Source organism: Pseudoduganella albidiflava, assembly GCF_004322755.1.
In the GTDB taxonomy this organism is placed as follows: domain Bacteria; phylum Pseudomonadota; class Gammaproteobacteria; order Burkholderiales; family Burkholderiaceae_D; genus Rugamonas; species Rugamonas albidiflava.
In genome coordinates, this window is sequence record NZ_CP036401.1 from 743,332 (window position 1) to 760,109 (window position 16,778).

Consider the following 16,778-nt stretch of genomic DNA (forward strand, 5'->3'; position numbering starts at 1 on the left):
GCTGGAGCGAGTGCTCGAGCCACCGGTCGAGCCATTGATCGAGCCGCTGCTCGAGCCACTGCCCAGCCGCCGCCCGGATGCCGTCGGCCAAGGCTCAGCTGTGCCTTAGCCGGCGAACGGAATGTATTCGATACCGTCCTGGATGCTGCCGATGACCGCTGCGCGATTTTCCGTGCTTTCCGAGAAGCCGATCAGCAGTTGCTCGCGGGTGGCGCCGCTGTCCATTGCGCCGAGCCAGAAGGCGAAGCCCGCCGCGTCCGGTTCCCGGTGCAGCGCATTCAGGTACAGGTTGGTGAGGAACAGTTCGTCGGTCGATTCCCGGCCATACAGGCGCGCCCATTCCGCGCTGCCGGTGAAGCCTGCCGCCAGGCCCTCCAGGCTCCCGCCATTGTCCGCTACCTTCAGCCAGAATCCCAGGCCTTCCTTGTCGGGCGTGCGGTTCAGCGCCGCCTGGTACAGGCGGTACATCTTGCCGGCGTTGCCGTCGATATCGTAGGCGATCGAGACATCCGAGAAGTTCAGGCGCTCGACGGACGTCAGCGTGTCCCTCGGACCCTCGGACGCGAACACGGCGCCCGGCAGGCCATCCTTGGACGCCAGCGTGTAGTCGCCGCGTTTGCCCGCGTAGACGGCGGTGTCGATGCCATCACCACCGATCAGGTTGTTGGTGCCGGCACCGCCGATCAGAAGGTCGTTGCCGGAGCCGCCCGTCAGCTGGTCGTTGCCGCCACCGCCGTCGAGCCGGTCGCCAACCAGGTCGGGCTGTGAACCGGTGGTAACGTTGAACTCGCCGCTGTACAGGCCGTCGTTGCCGTCGCCGCCGATCAGCGTGTCCGCGCCGCCCTGGCCCGAGATGACGTCTTGCCCGGCACCGCCGGTCAGGGTCTCGCTGGCGGCGGTGCCGCTCTGGAAGGTTGGTGAGTCTGCCATGATGATTTCCTTGTATTCCTGATTTTCAATTGCTGGATGCCACGTGTCGCCGTGGCCGAACTTGTCTAATGAAGATAACAAAAATGCATTGTCAAGACTACAAGGAAATTGCTGAGTTGTCGATGGTGACTTTCAACCGTGCGATGGCGCGACCCGATCCGGTGTATAGGCCGGGGCCGCAAGGAAGCCGGTTTTGCCCGTACAATGACCCGATGGACAAGACCATCACGACTCCAGCCCCGTCCTACCTGGGCGGTCTGGCGCTGGCCATCGGCGGGGCCATGCTGTTTTCCGCCAAGGCCGTCATCGCCAAGCTGCTGTACCGCTATCACATCGATGCCGTCACGCTGATCGCCTTCCGCATGCTGTTTTCGCTGCCCGTGTTCGCCGCCGTGGCGCTGTGGAAGATGCGCGGCGCCGCGCCGCTGTCGGCCGGCGACCGCTGGCGCATCGTGGGGCTCGGGCTGGTCGGCTATTACCTGTCCAGCTTTCTCGATTTCCTCGGCCTGCGGTACATCACCGTGGGCCTGGAACGGCTGATCCTGTTCCTCACGCCCACGTTCGTGCTGCTGATCTCGGCCACCTGGCTGCGCCAGCACATCGGCCGCCTGCAATGGCTGGCGCTGGCCGTGTCGTATGCCGGCATCGTCCTCGTCTTCGTGCACGACCTGCAGGGCGGCGGCCCCAACGTGCTGCTGGGTTCAGCGCTCGTGCTGGGGTCCGCCGCGGCCTACGCGGCCTATCTTCTGCTGTCCGGCGAGATGGTCAAGCGCCTCGGCGCGCTGCGGCTGGTGGCCTACGCGATGTGCGTGTCCAGCGCCGCCTGCCTCGCGCAGTACTTCCTGCTGCGCCCCGCGGCGGGCCTGCTTCAGCCGCTGCCGGTGTACGGCCTGTCGCTGGCGAACGGCCTGCTATGCACCGTGGCGCCGGTGTTCATGACGATGACCGCCGTGCAGCGCATCGGCGCCGGCGCGGCGTTGCAGGCGGGCATGATCGGCCCCGTTTCCACGCTGTTCCTCGGCGCTGTCATCCTTGCCGAACCCGTCACGAGCTGGCAACTGGCCGGCACCGCGCTGGTGCTGGCCGGGATCTACCTGCTCTCGAATGCCCATGCGGCCAAACCAAGAAATGGAAATTGACATGACTTCCTCCGCAGCTCCCCGGATTGCCCTGATCGCCCACGACAAGAAGAAAGACGACATGATCGCCCTGGCCGGCGAATATGCGGCGTTCCTGCGCCGCTGCACGCTGACCGCCACCGGCACCACGGGCGGGCGGCTGGCCGCCGAACTGGGCCTGACGGTGGACCGCAAGCATTCCGGCCCGCTGGGCGGCGACCTGCAGATCGGCGCACTGCTGGTGGAAGACCGTATCGACGCGGTGATCTTCCTGCGCGATCCGATGACGCCGCAACCGCACGAGCCGGACATCAATGCGCTGGTGCGCGCCTGCGACGTGCACAACGTGGCCTGTGCCACCAACATGGCGACGGCGCACCTGGTACTGTCGCAGCTGCAGGCGGCCAGCGCCGCATCGAACGGGGAGGAACGATGAGCAAGGCAATACGGATGAGCCGCACCGGCGGCCCGGAGGTGATGGAGTACGTGGATGTCGACGTCGGTCCGCCGGGCCCCGGCGAAGCCACCGTGCAGCACGCGGCGATCGGCCTGAACTTCATCGACGTGTATTTCCGTACCGGCCTGTATCCGCAGCCGCTGCCGAACGGCCTCGGCATGGAAGGCGCCGGCACGGTGGAAGCGGTGGGCGAGGGCGTCACGCACGTGAAGGTGGGCGACCGCGTGGCCTATGCCGGCCGGCCGAACGGCGCCTACGCGCAGGTGCGCAACCTGCCGGCCAGCCTGCTGGTGGTGCTGCCGGAAAAGATCGCTTTCGACACGGCGGCGGCCATGATGTTGCAGGGCATGACGGCGCAGTACCTGCTGCACCGCACCGCGCACCTGAAGCCGGGCGACACGATCCTGTGGCACGCGGCCGCCGGCGGCGTCGGCCTGATCGCCTGCCAGTGGGCCAAGGTGCTGGGCGTGAACCTGATCGGCACGGTGGGCTCGGAGGAAAAGGCCGCGCTGGCGATCGAACACGGCGCGGCGCACGTGATCAACTACCGGCGCGAGAACTTCGTCGACAAGGTGCGCGAGCTGACGGGTGGCGAGGGCGTGTCGGTGGTCTACGATTCGATCGGCCAGGATACCTTCCACGGCTCGCTCGATTGCCTGGCGCCGCTGGGCCTGATGGTCAGTTTCGGCAACGCCTCCGGGCCGGTGCCGGCGTTCGCGCCATCGGAACTGCAATCGCGCGGCTCGCTGTTCCTCACGCGCCCCACGATGATGCACTACACGGCAAAACGCGAAGACCTGGAAGCCACCGCCCGCTCGCTGTTCGGCGTGGTGGCCAGCGGCGAAGTGAAGATCGCCATCCACCAGCGCTACCACCTGCCGGACGTGGCGCAGGCGCACATCGACCTGGAGTCGCGCAAGACCACCGGCTCCTCGATCCTGGTGCCGCGCTGACATGGCCAGCCCGAACGAAGAAGACGACGGCAACCCGAAATTCGGCCGCCTGCTGGTCGCGCTGCTGCTGGCGCTGGTGCTGGTGGTGCTGATCACCTTTGCCAGCGAAGCGTTGTTGACATGAAGCGGCTGCTCCCGATCCTGATGCTGGCCGCTGGCGCTGCCGCCGCTGCCGGCCCTGCGCCCGAACTGCCCGATGCGCCGGCCGGCTGGCAGGCGGCCGCGGCGCGCGACATCGCGGCCGCCTACGACATCACGCTGGCAAACCACGCCGGCGCGCGCGATCCGCATAACCCGGCCTTCGTCGGCAACCTCGAGGCGGCACGCGACCATGGCCTGGCACTGGCCGCCAGGGTGGCCGACGCCAACGGCTACGTGGCGGCGCTGCAGGGATTCACGGCACGCATCCACGACGGTCACGCGGGCGTGCGCCCGAGGATCGACAGCAGCGTGCGGGCGCGCCGGCAGTGGCCCGGCTTCGTGGCGGCCTGGCGCGGCGACCTGTATGTCTATGCCGCGGAAGAGGGCGCGGCGCGTCAGGGCGAGCGGATCGTGTCGTGCGATGGCAAGCTGGCCCGGCAACTGATGACGGAGAACGTGTTCGCCTTCGAGGGCCGCATCGACGAAGAGGGCCAGTGGTGGAGTCTTGCGCCCTGGCTGTTCGTCGATTCGCAGAACCCCTTCCTGGCACGGCCGGCGCGCTGCGTGTTCGAGTGGGGCGGCGGGCGCATCGAGCGCGAGCTGGCCTGGCGGCCGATGACGGCCCAGGCATTGACCTGGCGCGACGACAACCTGGCACCGGATACGCTGCCGGTCGGGCTGACCGAGCCGCGTCCGAAGCTGTTCTGGATGGCGATGCCCACCTTCCATCCATCGGACGCCGAGCGAGCCTCGTACCACGCCGTCTATCGTCAGGTGGAAACGCAGCGCGAACGCCTGCTGGACGCGGATGCGGTGGTGATCGACCTGCGCCGTAACGGCGGCGGCAACTCAGTGTGGAGCGGGCAGTTCGCCGCCGCGCTGTGGGGCGCCGACCGGGTACGGCGCCTTGCCGAGGCGCGTACCGCCAGCGAGCGTGTGTGGTACCGGGCGACGCCGGACAATATCGCCCACTTCAGGTCCATCGTCGAGACGTTCACCGCCAAAAAGGAAACGGCGATCGCGGCCTGGGCGGCGGCGCTGGAAGCGGGCATGCGCGCGGCGCTGGCGGCCGGCAAGCCGTATTACATCGCCAACGAGGATGCGCCGCCGGCACAGGCGAACCCGCAGGCGAACCGGCCGGGCGACCCGCCGGCCTTCACGCGGCCGGTGTACGTGATCGTACCGGGCGACTGCGCCAGTGCGTGCCTGGACGCGATCGATTACTTCAAGCTGTTCCCGAACACCAGGCTGATCGGCGCGCCCAGCTCGGCCGATTCGACCTATATGGAAGTGCGCTCGCAGGAGTTGCCGGGCGGCCTCGCCCGCGTGATCGTGCCTGTCAAGCTGTATGTCAACCGGCCGCGCGGCAACGGCGAGTTCTACCGCCCGGACATCGCCGTGACCGCCCTGCAGTGGACTACCGCCGAGTTCCAGGCCGTGGTCGAGCGCGATCTCGCATCTGCTGGCGCGCACGTAAAATAAACAGGGACGGAGCCTGTTTCCAGGAAATTTCCTTAGAAACAGGCGGTCCGGCGTCCCGGTCCGTCCCATTTTCCCTGGACCTTATCGGCGCGGAACGCCGTTCTACTGCAGCTCGAGATCGATCTGCTTCGCCTTGCCGCTCTCGCCCGGGAAGCCGGTAAACGCGCTCTGCACGAGGAGCGGCATCACCGAAGGCGTCGATTGCCGCCGGCTGGTGTTCTGCACCGTCACGTCATACAGCTTCTTGCCGGTATTGTCGGCGATCGAGACATTCAGCTTGCGCTCGTAGTTGTGCCGGATGACTTCGCGGTACTCGGTCGGGCCGAACATCCATGGATCGTAGTACGGCCGGAACGCCCAGTGGCGATAGCGGTAGCGCGACGGATAGAAGCCGCCGCGGTACGGCCACGCGCCGTACATGCTCCAGTACGGCCCGGCGCCGGTCCAGAACGGATCGTAGGCCTGCAGCACGCGGGTCGGCCGGTCGATGGTCGAGAATGCCATGTCGACACGCAGCCTGGCCTGCTCGGGCGCGCCGGCCTGGGCGAAGCCCAGCTTCGACAGTTCATTGGCAACAAGACCCTGGTAGCTGCGGTATTCCAGCGTGTCCTCGCTCGGCGCGGGCGTATCGAACACGTAGGTTTTCTCCTGCAGCTGGGCCGGCCACTCGTGGAACACCGTGACGTCGCTGCGGATGGTGGTTGCGCACCCGCCGAGCAGCAAGCTGCCAGCTGCGACAAGGATGGCGAAGAATTTCATGATCTACTCCCAGAAAAAGGTATTTCCCCACAGTTAGTGTATGACCCGTCCGCTTGCACCACTCGATTATTACAGAATGTTACGGCAGTACGGAAAGCTGAAACGTTCGGCAGCAAATCGCCGTACGAAAGCCACGGTGTTGGTAAAATGATCTTTTGTCCGCAACGAAGGTGAAGGCCCATGAGAACCGACAGCCCGCAGACGATTTACCGCAAGGATTACACGCCGCCCAGCTACCTCGTTGAAACGGTGGAACTGGGTTTCGATCTCGACCCCGCCCGCACGATCGTCGCCAACCGGATCACGCTCCGCCACAATCCCGACAGCAAGGGCGGCAAGAACGAGCGCGAGATCGTCCTGCACGGCGAGGACATCGAACTGGTGGCGCTGAGGCTGAACGGTACCGAACTGAACCCAGGCCAGTACATATTGGGGACGAACACGCTGACCATCAAGAAGGCGCCGTTGAACGTTGTCCTGGAAATCGAGACCACCTGCGCGCCGGAAAAGAACACCACGCTTTCCGGGCTGTATGTGTCGAACGGCAGCTTCTACACGCAATGCGAGGCGGAAGGCTTCCGCCGCATCACCTATTTCCCCGACCGGCCGGACGTGATGGCCGTGTTCACCGTGATGCTACGCGCCGACAAGGAAAAATACCCGGTGCTGCTGTCGAACGGCAACCTGGTGGAAGCGGGCGACCTCGACGACGGCCGCCATTACGCCAAGTGGGAAGACCCGTTCAAGAAGCCGTCATACCTGTTCGCGCTGGTGGCCGCGAAACTGGTCTGCCAGGAAGAAACCTTCAGGCTGGCCGATGGCCGCGATGCGCTGCTGCAGGTATGGGTCGAGGAAGGCAATCTCGACAAGACCGACTACGCCATGCAGTCGCTGAAGAACTCGATCCGCTGGGACGAGGAGCGCTGGGGCCTCGAGCTCGACCTGGACCGCTTCATGATCGTCGCCGTCGGCGATTTCAACATGGGCGCGATGGAAAACAAGGGCCTGAACATCTTCAACACCAAGTTCGTGCTGGCCAATCCGGCCACCGCCACGGACATCGACTATGCCGGCATCGAAGCCGTGGTCGGCCATGAATACTTCCACAACTGGACCGGCAACCGGGTCACGTGCCGCGACTGGTTCCAGCTGTCGCTGAAGGAAGGCCTGACCGTGTTCCGCGACCAGGAATTCTCGGCCGACATGATCGGCACGGCCAGCGGCCGCGCCGTCACCCGCATCGACCAGGTGCGCACGCTGCGCCAGGCCCAGTACCCGGAAGACGCCGGCCCGATGGCGCACCCGGTGCGCCCGGATTCCTTCGTGGAGATTAACAATTTCTACACGGTGACCGTGTATGAAAAGGGTGCCGAAGTGGTGCGCATGTACCAGACCCTGCTGGGCCGCGAAGGCTTCCGCAAGGGCATGGACCTGTACTTCCAGCGCCATGACGAACAGGCCGTCACGTGCGACGATTTCCGCGCCGCGATGGCATCCGCCAGCGGCCGCGACCTCACGCAGTTCGAGCGCTGGTACAGCCAGGCCGGCACGCCGGTCGTCACCGCCAGCGGCGAGTACGATGCCGCCGCGCACCGCTATGTGCTGACGCTGGCGCAACGGTGCCCGCCGACCCCCGGCCAGCCGGAAAAGCTGCCGTTCCATATTCCCGTGGCCGTTGGCCTGCTGGACGGCGGCGGCCGCGACATGCCGCTGAACCCGGATGGCGACACCACGGTGGTGCTGGAACTGACCGAAGCACGGCAGGAATTCACCTTCGACGGCATTGCCGAAGCGCCCACGCCATCGCTGCTGCGCGATTTCTCGGCCCCCGTGATCCTCGAATACCCGTACACGGACGACGAACTGCTGCACCTGTTCCGCCATGACAGCGACCCGGTGAACCGCTGGGAAGCCGGGCAGCGCCTCGCCATGGCGCGCCTGCTCAAGCTGACCGCCGCCGTGCAGGCGGGCGAAGTGCTCGACCTGGACTACACCTTCGTCTCGGCGCAGCGCGCGCTGCTGCTCGACAGCACGCTGGAAGCGGCATTCCGCGAGCAGGCGCTGATCCTGCCATCCGAATCCGTGATTGCGGACCAGATGGAGGTGGTCGATCCGCAGGCCATCCACCACGCCCGCCAGTTCATGCGCAGGACCATTGCCGTCATGCTGCGCAGCGAGTTGTTGAACGCCATCGCGGCCAACCAGACGCCGGGCGACTACAGCCCGGACGCCGTCTCGGCCGGCAAGCGCGGCCTGAAGAACCTGTCGCTTGCCTACCTGCTGGCCGCGCCGGACGCCTTCACGCTCGACCTGGCGCGCCGCCAGTTCAACGAAGCGACCAACATGACCGACCGCGCATCGGCGCTGACGGCGCTGATCCACAGCGGCGCCGATGTCGAAGCGCAGCTGCAGGCGTTCTACGACCAGTTCAAGGGCGAGGCGCTGGTGGTCGACAAGTGGTTCGCCATGCAGGCCAGCGCGCCGACCACCACCGTGGCGCGCGTGCGCGAGCTGATGGGGCACCCGGCCTTCACGCTGCGCACGCCGAACCGCGCGCGCAGCCTGCTGTTCAGCTTTACCAACAACAACCCGTCGCAATTCCACGCCAAGGATGGCAGCGGCTATGAATTCTGGGCCGAGCACGTGGTCAAGCTCGATGCGCTGAACCCGCAGGTGGCGGCCCGCTTCGCGCGCAGCATGGACCGCTGGCGCCGCTATGCGCCCGAGCTGCAGGCGCACATGCGCCGCGCACTGGAACGGGTGGCCGGCGCGCCGAAGCTGTCGAACGACGTGATGGAAGTAGTCTCGAAAGCACTGGCGAACTGAGGGAACCTCGATAAACCTACTGCGCAACGCCAGCCGCTGGTCTCCGATGCTCACCGTACTGAAGTACGGTTCCGCTTCTCAACCAGGTCTGACGTCGCTCGCTACGGTTTCTCGAGGTCCCGATACGTCCGTAAAAAATCGTAATCAAAAAAAGGGAATCCATGAAACGTATCAGCCTTACCCAACACCTCGTCGAGGAACAGCGCCAGCACCACAATATCCCGGCCGAACTGCGCCTGCTGATCGAAGTGGTCTCGCGTGCCTGCAAGACCATCGCCCACTCGGTGGGCAAGGGCGCCCTCGGTGACGTGCTGGGCGCGCTCGAAAGCGAGAACGTGCAGGGCGAAGTGCAGAAGAAGCTCGACGTGATCTCGAACGAGATCCTGCTCGAAGCGAACGAGTGGGGCGGCCACCTGGCCGCGATGGCCTCCGAAGAGATGGAGACCATCCACCTGATCCCGAACCGCTATCCGAAGGGCGAATACATGCTGGTGTTCGATCCGCTGGACGGCTCGTCGAACATCGACGTCAACGTGTCGATCGGCACCATCTTCTCGGTGATCAAGGCGCCGGAAGGCATGGCGACGCCGACCGAAACGGATTTCCTGCAGCCGGGCAGCAAGCAGGTCGCCGCCGGCTACGCGGTGTACGGCCCGCAGACGATGCTGGTGCTGACCACCGGGAATGGCGTGAACTGCTTCACGCTGGACCGTGAAATGGGTTCCTGGGTGCTCACGCAGCGCAACATGCAGATTCCCCCGACGACCCGGGAATTCGCCATCAACATGTCGAACCAGCGCCACTGGCAGCCGCCGGTGCAGCGCTATATCGGCGAACTGCTGGCCGGCAGCACGGGCCCGCGCGGCGCCGACTTCAACATGCGCTGGATCGCCTCGATGGTGGCCGACGTGCACCGCATCCTCAACCGCGGCGGCATCTTCATGTACCCGGCGGACGTGCGCGACCCCAGCAAGCCGGGCAAGCTGCGCCTGATGTACGAAGCGAACCCGATGGCCTTCATCGTCGAGCAGGCCGGCGGCATGGCCACCGACGGCAAGCACCGCATCCTCGACATCCAGCCGACCACGCTGCACCAGCGCGTGCCCGTGTTCCTGGGCTCGCGCGATGAAGTGGCGGTGGTCACCGGCTATCACCACGAAGGTACCGCGTAATCTTTTCGAAAAGAGACCCTAGTCAACTGTAAAAACCGTTGCTATAATGTGGCCTCTTTCGCAGCGCTTCATGTGCAGCGGAAGACAGGTTAAACAAGTTGTCCAGGTTTAGCCGCTGTAGCTCAGTCGGTAGAGCAGCGCATTCGTAATGCGAAGGTCACCAGTTCGATTCCGGTCAGCGGCACCAAGATTGGCAGTAAAAACAAAGGGTTGCACGAGTTTTCGTGCAGCCCTTTTGTTTTTTCGCAGCGTTTTTTCGTAGCGTTTATCCGCGCAGCTTCCCGATGCGGCGGGCGCCTTGCCCACCGCTCATGCGGGTCGTGGTTACCCGCCGTGATTACCCGCAGTGAGTCCCCGCAGTGAGTCCCCTTATTTGATCGCGTAACGCACGCTGACGGCAGGCTTCCCCGGCAGCGTCACCCGCGCCAGGACTTTGTTGCCGGCTTCCAGCTTCACGTCATCCTTCGCCACCAGCGTATTGCCGGCGCCGGCGGACAGCGTCGTTTCCGACTTCTGCGTACCCTTCAGGACCGTCAGCGTGCCCGTGGCGCCCGCCGTCGCCACGGGTTCTCCGTGATCGTCGACATGGATCGTGACCTTGCCGTCCTTGTTGACCAGCTCGAACGACAGGTCGCCCGCGCTCTTGACGATGCCGCCGTGCTTGGCCGGGCTTTCGTGGGCGATGACCGGTGCGCTGAGCGCCATTGCCAGGCCCAGGGCCATCATTGCTGCGATTTTTTTCATTGCATGCTCCATGTGGTAAGTGTTCATCCGGTAAAAGTTGATCAAATATTCGTTCATCGAATGATGTGATGCGGCGGGCTTCGGGCCCCGCCGCCGGACCCTTGAATCAATAGCTTTCCTCGCCGCTGCGTGCCAGTACCGCTTCGAGGGGCTTCCTGCCCACCAGCCAGAAGATCAATGGCGTCAGCAACGAATCGAGCAGCGTCGAGCTGACCAACCCGCCGAAGATCACGACTGCCACGGGGTGCAGGATTTCCTTGCCCGGTGCGTCGGCCGCCAGCAGCAGCGGCACCAGGGCGAATGCCGCGACCAGTGCCGTCATCAGCACGGGCGTCAGCCGTTCCAGGGAACCGCGCACGATCATCGGCCAGCCGAAGGACTCGCCCTCGAACTTGCACAGGTTGATGTAATGGCTGATCTTCAGGATGCCGTTGCGCGTGGCGATACCGGCCAGGGTGATGAAGCCCACCATCGAGGCGACCGACAGCGACACCCCGGCCAGCCACATCGCCGCCACGCTGCCGACCAGCGCGAAGGGGATGTTGGCCATGATGACCGCTGCCAGCACGCCCGAGCGATAGCGCGTGTACAGCACCAGGAAGATCAGCACCAGTGAAGCGAGCGACAGGCCGGCGATCAGCCGCTGCGCCGCCTCCTGCGCCTGGAACTGGCCTTCGATGCTGATGAAATAGCCACCCGGCAGCGGCGTGGCCGCGACCGCGCCGCGCACGTCGCCAATGATGCGCGACATGCTGGAGCCGTCCGTGTTCGCATACACCACGATACGGCGCCGGCCGTTTTCCCGGCCGATCTGGTTCGGGCCATCGCTTTCCTCGACGGTGGCGATCGATGCCAGCGGCAACCGGCCGGATGGCGTGTCCAGCATCAGGCGTTCCAGGTCCTGCGGGGTACGGTGCGCATCGGCCAGCCGCACCACCAGGTCATAGCGGCGCGCGCCGTCGATCACCTGCGTTACCTTGGTGCCCTCGGACATGGCTTCGATCGCCGCAAGCACCTGGCCCGCCGGGAGACCGGCCTGCGCCGCCTTGCGGTAGTCGACGCGGATCTTGATCTGCGGGATCAGCACCTGCCGCTCCACGGACAGGTCGACCAGTCCCGGCACGCCGGCCAGGCGCGTGCGCAGCGTTTCCGCCAGGCCGCGCAGCGTGTCGATGTCGTCGCCGTAGATCTTCAGCGCGACCTGCGCGCGCACGCCGGAGAGCAGGTGATCGAGGCGGTGCGAAATCGGCTGGCCGATGGCGACCGATGCCGGGATGACGGACAGTTGCGAGCGGATCGCCGCCATCACCTGTTCGCGCGAGCGCTCCGACGGTTTCAGGTCCACGTCGATCTCGGAAGAGTGCACGCCCTCGGCATGTTCATCCAGTTCCGCGCGGCCCGTGCGGCGGCCCACCTTGATCACTTCCGGCACTTGCCCGATCAAGGTCTCGGCCAGCGCGCCCATCCGGTTTGCTTCCGCCAGCGACGTGCCGGGCGTAAACGTCATGCCCATCACCAGCGAGCCTTCGTTGAACGCCGGCAGGAACGCGCGGGGGAAGAACGGCACCGACGCCACCGCGGCAACCACTGCGATCACGGCAATGGCGAGTACGCCGCGCGCGCGCGGCAGCGACCAGTGCAGCAGCCGTTCGTCGTGCCGCTTGAGCCAGCGCACCAGCGGGCTGTCGGCATGCTGCAAGCGCTTCATGCGGGGTAGCAGGACCATCGACAGCACCGGCGTGACCGTCATCGAGACCAGCATGGAGGCCAGGATCGACGTGATGTAGGCAATGCCCAGCGGCGCGAACAGCCGGCCCTCGATGCCGGGCAAGGCGAACAGCGGTACGAACACCAGCACCACGATGACGGTCGCATAGACGATGCCGGAGCGGACCTCGACCGAGGCATGCCAGATTGTCTCCAGCACGGAAGTGCCTTCCGGCCGCTGCCGCAAGCGGCGCAGGATGTTCTCGACATCGACCACGGCATCGTCCACCAGTTCGCCGATCGCGATCGCCAGGCCGCCCAGGGTCATCACGTTGATCGACTGCCCCAGCAGGTGGAACGCCAGCGCGGTCACGGCCAGCGACAGGGGGATCGCGACAAGGGAAATGACGGTGCTGCGCGCGCTCAGCAGGAATGCGAACAGCACGACAGCGACCAGGATCGCGCCGTCGCGCAGTGCCTCGACCACGTTGCCGATCGAGGATTCGATGAAGTCGGCTTGCCGGAACAGGATTTCGGGCGCCGAGAGCCCGGCGGGCAGGCCCTGGCGCAGCTCGCCCAGTGCGGCCTCGATCTGGCGCGTGAGCTGCACCGTGTCGCCGGCGGGCTGCTTCTGGACGCTGACGATCACGGCCGGCCGGCCGTTCATGCCGGCGTCGCCGCGCTTGAACGCGGGCGCATGGCGTACCTGCGCCACCTGCTCGAGCAGGACCGGCGTGCCATTGCGATAGGCTACCGGGAGGCCGCGTGCATCTTCCAGCCGCGTGGTGCGCCCCAGGTTGCGGATCAGGTACTCACGGCTGTTCAGGTCGATGAAGCCGCCGCTGGTGTTCGACGCGAACCCCTGCAGCGCACTGGTCAGCTGGCCCAGCGTGATGCCGTATTGCGCCATGCGCGCCGTGTCGGGCTCGATGCGCAACTGGCGTACGTCGCCACCGATCGGAATCACTTGCGATACACCGGGAATCGACAGCAGGCGCGGGCGCAACACGAAGTCGGCGTACTCGCGCGCCTTCATCGGATCGGTCTTGGCCAGGTCGATGGGCAGTGCGATCAGCATGATCTCGCCCATGATCGACGACACCGGTCCCATCACCGGGTTCACGCCGGCAGGCAGTTGTTCGCGCACCAGCGACAGCCGTTCTGCGACGAGCTGGCGGTTGCGGTACACGTCGGTATCCCAGTCGAATTCCGCGTAGACGATCGACAGGCCGACACCGGACACGGAACGCACGCGGGTCACGCCGGGCATGCCGTTCAGGCTGGTCTCCAGCGGGAACGACACCAGCTGCTCCACTTCTTCGGGTGCCATGCCGCCGGCCTCGCTCAGCACGGTGACGACCGGCTTGTTCAGGTCCGGGAACACGTCGATCGGCGTGCGCCGGGCCGTAAAGGCGCCGTACACCATCAGCAGCACGGCGGCGGCCAGGACCAGCAGCCGGTTGTGCAGGCTGAAACGGACGATTGCATTGAACATGGCGTTACCGGATCTGGTTGATCAGCGAGGAGCCGGAGACGACCACGCGGTTCTCCGCGGAGAGTCCACGGGTCACGACGATCGTGTGGGCATCGAGCGGGCGCACTTCCACAGGCTGCGCGATGAAACGCAGCGCCCCCGACTTGATCCACACCACCGTCTCGTTCGCCGGATTGCGCACCAGGGCCTCGGCCGGCAGGACGATGCCCTTGACGGTCGTGTTCAGCTTCGCCAGTACCGATACCGGCTGGCCCACCGCCAGCGGCAACGCCTTGCCGGTGGCGCGGAAGCTGATCGGCAATGCACCGTCGCGCAGGCTGCGCCCGCCACCGACCAGGACCAGTTTTGCGTCGGGGGCGGCCGGCAGCGTCGCCGAGGCGATACGGGAGGCCAGCGTGACATCCGGGGTGCTCGCCTCGACCAGCGCGCGCGCGGGATCGATGACCTCGAACAGCACGTCGCGGGCTTCGACGATCTGGCCCGCCAGCACCTGGGCACTGGCGATCACGCCGTCGGCCGGCGACACGATGGCTTCGCTGCCGCGCACGGTGCCCGCGACCGCCTTTTCGCGGCCGCGAATGCTCGTCAGCTCGGCGCGCGCGGCGTCGATCTCCTTCGCGGGCACGGTGCCTTCCAGCGATTCGAGCCGGGCGACCCGGCGCTCGGCCAGCGCGCGCATGGCACGCAGGTCGGCCAGGGTGGCTTCCTGGTTGCCGCGCTCCACGGCACTGGACACCGGTACCAGCCGGGCCAGGACCTGGCCTTTGCGGACCGTCTGGCCAGCGGCCGGCAAGCCTAGTGGTCCCGGCGCGATGCGGCCGGCGAACGGCGCCTGCACGCGGCCGCCCGCGTTGGGGTCGATGGTCACGCGGCCGTTCAGTTCGACCGTCTGCGGGTGCTCGCCTTCCACCGCCTTGACGGTACGGATCACCATGCGGCGCTGGGCCAGCTTGGGCACGTTCACGCTGCCGTCCGGCAGGCGGGCCAGGCCGCTGGCGGACGTCGTCGCTTGCCCGTCCAGGTGTTCCCCGTTCGGGCCGTGGGCACCGGGGGATGCATGGACATGGTGGATGCCGAGCAGTCCAAAGGCGATCGCCGCCGAGAATCGAAGGAAGTTCATGCGACGGAAGCTCATGGCCGCACCTCCTTCGCACCACGGCGCCGTGCACGCACCATCAGCGCCGCCGGGATGGCGATCGCCGGCAAGGCGGCCAGCCACCACCAGCGGCGTTCGTGCCCGTGCCCATGGTCATCGGCCGCGGCGACGGGCACCTCGAGCGTTCCCTCCAGCAGGTCGCTCTCGCCCCCGGCCGTGAAGGTGAACAGCAGCGCATGCTTGCCGGGGACCGACAGCGCCTGCAGGAATTTTTTGTCGTCGATCGCGTAATCGCCCATGTCGGCATGGAACTTCGCGCGGGCTTTCAGGTTCTTGTACTCCACGTCGAGCGTACCGCCGAGCACGGGTTCGTTGGTCTCGTAGCGATCGATCATCACGGACAGCTCGCCGCCCGACAGGTGGCCGACCAGCTCGAACAGCTCGGTGAATGTTACGACGCGGGGCACGCTGCCCGACGCCGTGGTCGCGGCGGGACCGTCGAGGTGTTCGCCGTTGGGGCCGCGGGCACCGGGAGAAGCTTGCGCCGGCATGGCGAAGGCCAGTGCGAGCAACAGGGAAATGAGGGGTTTCATGGGAGGATTCCAAAAGCTTGGTTCATCTGGGCGTGGGCGAGGGCCAGCGCGACGCGCTGCTGGCGGATCGCCACTTCGGCTTCGTGGGTCAGTGCGCGCGAGCGCAGCAGGTCGGCCAGCGGCTTTTCACCCTGCCGGAACGCATGCTCGAACAACGCGGTGTGCTCGCGCAGCGCGGCGGCGCGTGCCGTGGCGGCATCGAGCGCGGCGCGCGCATTGGCCAGTTGGTCCTGCGCGAGCGCCAGGTCGGCGTCCACGGTGGCGCGGGTCTGCTCCAGCTCGGCGGCGGCGGTCGCCAGCTGCGTGCCCGCCAGTGCTTCGGCCGGGCGGTTGCGCAGCTTGCCGGACAGGGGGATCTGCAGCGCGATGCCGATGCTGCGGTCAACGCCCGGCATGTTGCCGTCGCGCTCGCGGCGCATGGACAGCGCAACGACCGGCGCGGCCTGCCGGCTGGCCGATGCCAGCTCGACGGCCGCGCGGGCGCGCGTCTCCGCTGCCTGCGCCGCCCGCAGCCGCGCATGATGCGTCGCGGCCGTTTCAGCCGGCAGTGTTTCGGGTTCCAGCGCGGGCAGGGTGGCTGCGCCGGTGACCAGCCGGAAGCGCGCCAGCGCTTCGCCGGCACGGCCGCGCGCCAGGGCGACATCCATGGTGGCCGCCAGCACTTCCTGCCGGGCCAGCAGGGCATCGCTGCGGGCCAGGTCGCCCGCCTTGACGCGGCGTTCGACATCGGCCGCCAGCTCTTCCATGTGGTGCAGGTGGTCGCGCTTCTCGGCCAGCACCTCGCGGGCGGCGGCCGCTTCCCACAGCCGCGTGCGGACCTCCCCGGCAATGGCCAGCCGGGCCTGGCGCAGCTGGGCATCGAGCTCTTCGCCGGCCCGTTCCGCCAGCTGGCGGCGCGCGCCGTGCTGGCCGGGCAGCACGATGGGGGCGGACAGCGACACTTCCGTCTCGCGGGCGTTGCGCTGGTCGGTCCACCGGTCGGAGCGGTCCGCCATGCCGAGCGTGGGCGCGGCCGCCAGCCACGACCCGGCAATGTCGCGCGCGGCGGCGGTTTCCTGCTGGCGGGCGGCCAGCGTGCGGGCCAGCGGCGCGCGCTGCCATGCGGACTCGACCAGTTCGTGCAGGGTCGGCGCGGGCGTGGACTGCGCGCTGGACTGCGCGATGGAAAGGGGCGGCAGCAGGCAGGCGGCAGCCACCAGATAAAAGGGCAGGCGTGTAAGACGCATCGGTATTCCTTGGGTGAGTTAACTCATCGCCAAAGGAATGCGCACGGGCGCGACGAGGTCGCGCTGACTGGCTGTGCGG

Annotated in this window: 14 protein-coding genes and 1 tRNA gene; 8 read left to right on the top strand and 7 right to left on the bottom strand. The window is 66.7% G+C overall.

The window, feature by feature from the left end:
• Positions 1-105: 105 nt before the first annotated feature.
• Positions 106-930 carry a DUF4214 domain-containing protein gene (locus tag EYF70_RS31895; protein ID WP_131144113.1) on the bottom strand — a complete coding sequence of 275 codons (825 nt, stop codon included), beginning with the start codon at positions 928-930 and terminating at the stop codon, positions 106-108.
• Positions 931-1,142: 212 nt separating this feature from the next.
• Between EYF70_RS31895 and EYF70_RS03230 the strand changes: the two genes are divergently transcribed.
• The 5 genes from EYF70_RS03230 to EYF70_RS03245 are packed head-to-tail and all read left to right on the top strand — an operon-like array spanning position 1,143 to position 5,081.
• Positions 1,143-2,069 (top strand): DMT family transporter, encoded by a 927-nt coding sequence (locus tag EYF70_RS03230; RefSeq protein WP_131144114.1) that lies wholly within the window; start codon positions 1,143-1,145, stop codon positions 2,067-2,069.
• A gap of 1 nt (position 2,070) precedes the next feature.
• Positions 2,071-2,484, top strand: coding sequence for a methylglyoxal synthase (locus EYF70_RS03235; RefSeq protein WP_131144115.1), 414 nt, complete (start codon positions 2,071-2,073; stop codon positions 2,482-2,484).
• The gene (locus EYF70_RS03240) at positions 2,481-3,458 is read left to right on the top strand and encodes a quinone oxidoreductase family protein (RefSeq protein ID WP_131144116.1); all 978 of its coding nucleotides are present in this window, start codon (positions 2,481-2,483) and stop codon (positions 3,456-3,458) included. Before EYF70_RS03235 ends, EYF70_RS03240 begins: the two co-directional genes overlap by 4 nt.
• Position 3,459: 1 nt before the next feature.
• The gene (locus tag EYF70_RS31810) at positions 3,460-3,582 is read left to right on the top strand and encodes a hypothetical protein (RefSeq protein ID WP_259772413.1); all 123 of its coding nucleotides are present in this window, start codon (positions 3,460-3,462) and stop codon (positions 3,580-3,582) included.
• A complete protein-coding gene (locus EYF70_RS03245; RefSeq protein ID WP_131144117.1) occupies positions 3,579-5,081 on the top strand; it encodes a S41 family peptidase in 1,503 nt (500 codons plus the stop codon). Before EYF70_RS31810 ends, EYF70_RS03245 begins: the two co-directional genes overlap by 4 nt.
• A gap of 102 nt (positions 5,082-5,183) precedes the next feature.
• On the opposite strand, the gene EYF70_RS03250 is transcribed toward EYF70_RS03245, so the two are convergent.
• Positions 5,184-5,840 carry a DUF4136 domain-containing protein gene (locus EYF70_RS03250; protein WP_131144118.1) on the bottom strand — a complete coding sequence of 219 codons (657 nt, stop codon included), beginning with the start codon at positions 5,838-5,840 and terminating at the stop codon, positions 5,184-5,186.
• Between the two features lie 180 nt (positions 5,841-6,020).
• On the opposite strand from EYF70_RS03250, the gene pepN reads away from it, so the two are divergent.
• The 3 genes from pepN (at position 6,021) to EYF70_RS03265 (ending at position 10,025) form a co-directional block, all read left to right on the top strand.
• Positions 6,021-8,666 (top strand): aminopeptidase N, encoded by a 2,646-nt coding sequence (gene pepN, locus EYF70_RS03255; RefSeq protein WP_131144119.1) that lies wholly within the window; start codon positions 6,021-6,023, stop codon positions 8,664-8,666.
• Positions 8,667-8,827: 161 nt separating this feature from the next.
• Positions 8,828-9,838: a class 1 fructose-bisphosphatase gene (locus EYF70_RS03260; protein ID WP_131144120.1), complete on the top strand. Its 1,011-nt coding sequence runs from the start codon at positions 8,828-8,830 to the stop codon at positions 9,836-9,838.
• Positions 9,839-9,949: 111 nt separating this feature from the next.
• Positions 9,950-10,025, top strand: a tRNA-Thr gene (locus tag EYF70_RS03265).
• A 182-nt stretch (positions 10,026-10,207) separates the two neighbouring features.
• On the opposite strand, the gene EYF70_RS03270 is transcribed toward EYF70_RS03265, so the two are convergent.
• The 5 genes from EYF70_RS03270 to EYF70_RS03290 all read right to left on the bottom strand — a co-directional run bounded on the left by EYF70_RS03270 (position 10,208) and on the right by EYF70_RS03290 (position 16,699).
• A complete protein-coding gene (locus EYF70_RS03270) occupies positions 10,208-10,582 on the bottom strand; it encodes a hypothetical protein (protein WP_131144121.1) in 375 nt (124 codons plus the stop codon).
• Between the two features lie 106 nt (positions 10,583-10,688).
• Positions 10,689-13,784, bottom strand: a complete 3,096-nt coding sequence (locus EYF70_RS03275; RefSeq protein ID WP_131144122.1) for an efflux RND transporter permease subunit — start codon at positions 13,782-13,784, stop codon at positions 10,689-10,691.
• Positions 13,785-13,788: 4 nt separating this feature from the next.
• Positions 13,789-14,919, bottom strand: a complete 1,131-nt coding sequence (locus EYF70_RS03280; RefSeq protein WP_131144123.1) for an efflux RND transporter periplasmic adaptor subunit — start codon at positions 14,917-14,919, stop codon at positions 13,789-13,791.
• Entirely contained in the window at positions 14,916-15,473 is a 558-nt protein-coding gene (locus tag EYF70_RS03285) for a hypothetical protein (RefSeq protein WP_131144124.1), read from the bottom strand. The genes EYF70_RS03280 and EYF70_RS03285 overlap by 4 nt, the downstream gene beginning before the upstream one ends.
• Positions 15,470-16,699 carry a TolC family protein gene (locus EYF70_RS03290; protein ID WP_131144125.1) on the bottom strand — a complete coding sequence of 410 codons (1,230 nt, stop codon included), beginning with the start codon at positions 16,697-16,699 and terminating at the stop codon, positions 15,470-15,472. The genes EYF70_RS03285 and EYF70_RS03290 overlap by 4 nt, the downstream gene beginning before the upstream one ends.
• Positions 16,700-16,778: the final 79 nt, after the last annotated feature.

Bases quoted from the DNA above. Each gene is read 5' to 3' on its own strand.
- EYF70_RS31895 (WP_131144113.1), bottom strand. From the start codon at position 930: ATGGCAGACTCACCAACCTTCCAGAGCGGCACCGCCGCCAGCGAGACC.
- EYF70_RS03230 (WP_131144114.1), top strand. From the start codon at position 1,143: ATGGACAAGACCATCACGACTCCAGCCCCGTCCTACCTGGGCGGTCTG.
- EYF70_RS03235 (WP_131144115.1), top strand. From the start codon at position 2,071: ATGACTTCCTCCGCAGCTCCCCGGATTGCCCTGATCGCCCACGACAAG.
- EYF70_RS03240 (WP_131144116.1), top strand. From the start codon at position 2,481: ATGAGCAAGGCAATACGGATGAGCCGCACCGGCGGCCCGGAGGTGATG.
- EYF70_RS31810 (WP_259772413.1), top strand. From the start codon at position 3,460: ATGGCCAGCCCGAACGAAGAAGACGACGGCAACCCGAAATTCGGCCGC.
- EYF70_RS03245 (WP_131144117.1), top strand. From the start codon at position 3,579: ATGAAGCGGCTGCTCCCGATCCTGATGCTGGCCGCTGGCGCTGCCGCC.
- EYF70_RS03250 (WP_131144118.1), bottom strand. From the start codon at position 5,840: ATGAAATTCTTCGCCATCCTTGTCGCAGCTGGCAGCTTGCTGCTCGGC.
- pepN (WP_131144119.1), top strand. From the start codon at position 6,021: ATGAGAACCGACAGCCCGCAGACGATTTACCGCAAGGATTACACGCCG.
- EYF70_RS03260 (WP_131144120.1), top strand. From the start codon at position 8,828: ATGAAACGTATCAGCCTTACCCAACACCTCGTCGAGGAACAGCGCCAG.
- EYF70_RS03270 (WP_131144121.1), bottom strand. From the start codon at position 10,582: ATGAAAAAAATCGCAGCAATGATGGCCCTGGGCCTGGCAATGGCGCTC.
- EYF70_RS03275 (WP_131144122.1), bottom strand. From the start codon at position 13,784: ATGTTCAATGCAATCGTCCGTTTCAGCCTGCACAACCGGCTGCTGGTC.
- EYF70_RS03280 (WP_131144123.1), bottom strand. From the start codon at position 14,919: ATGAGCTTCCGTCGCATGAACTTCCTTCGATTCTCGGCGGCGATCGCC.
- EYF70_RS03285 (WP_131144124.1), bottom strand. From the start codon at position 15,473: ATGAAACCCCTCATTTCCCTGTTGCTCGCACTGGCCTTCGCCATGCCG.
- EYF70_RS03290 (WP_131144125.1), bottom strand. From the start codon at position 16,699: ATGCGTCTTACACGCCTGCCCTTTTATCTGGTGGCTGCCGCCTGCCTG.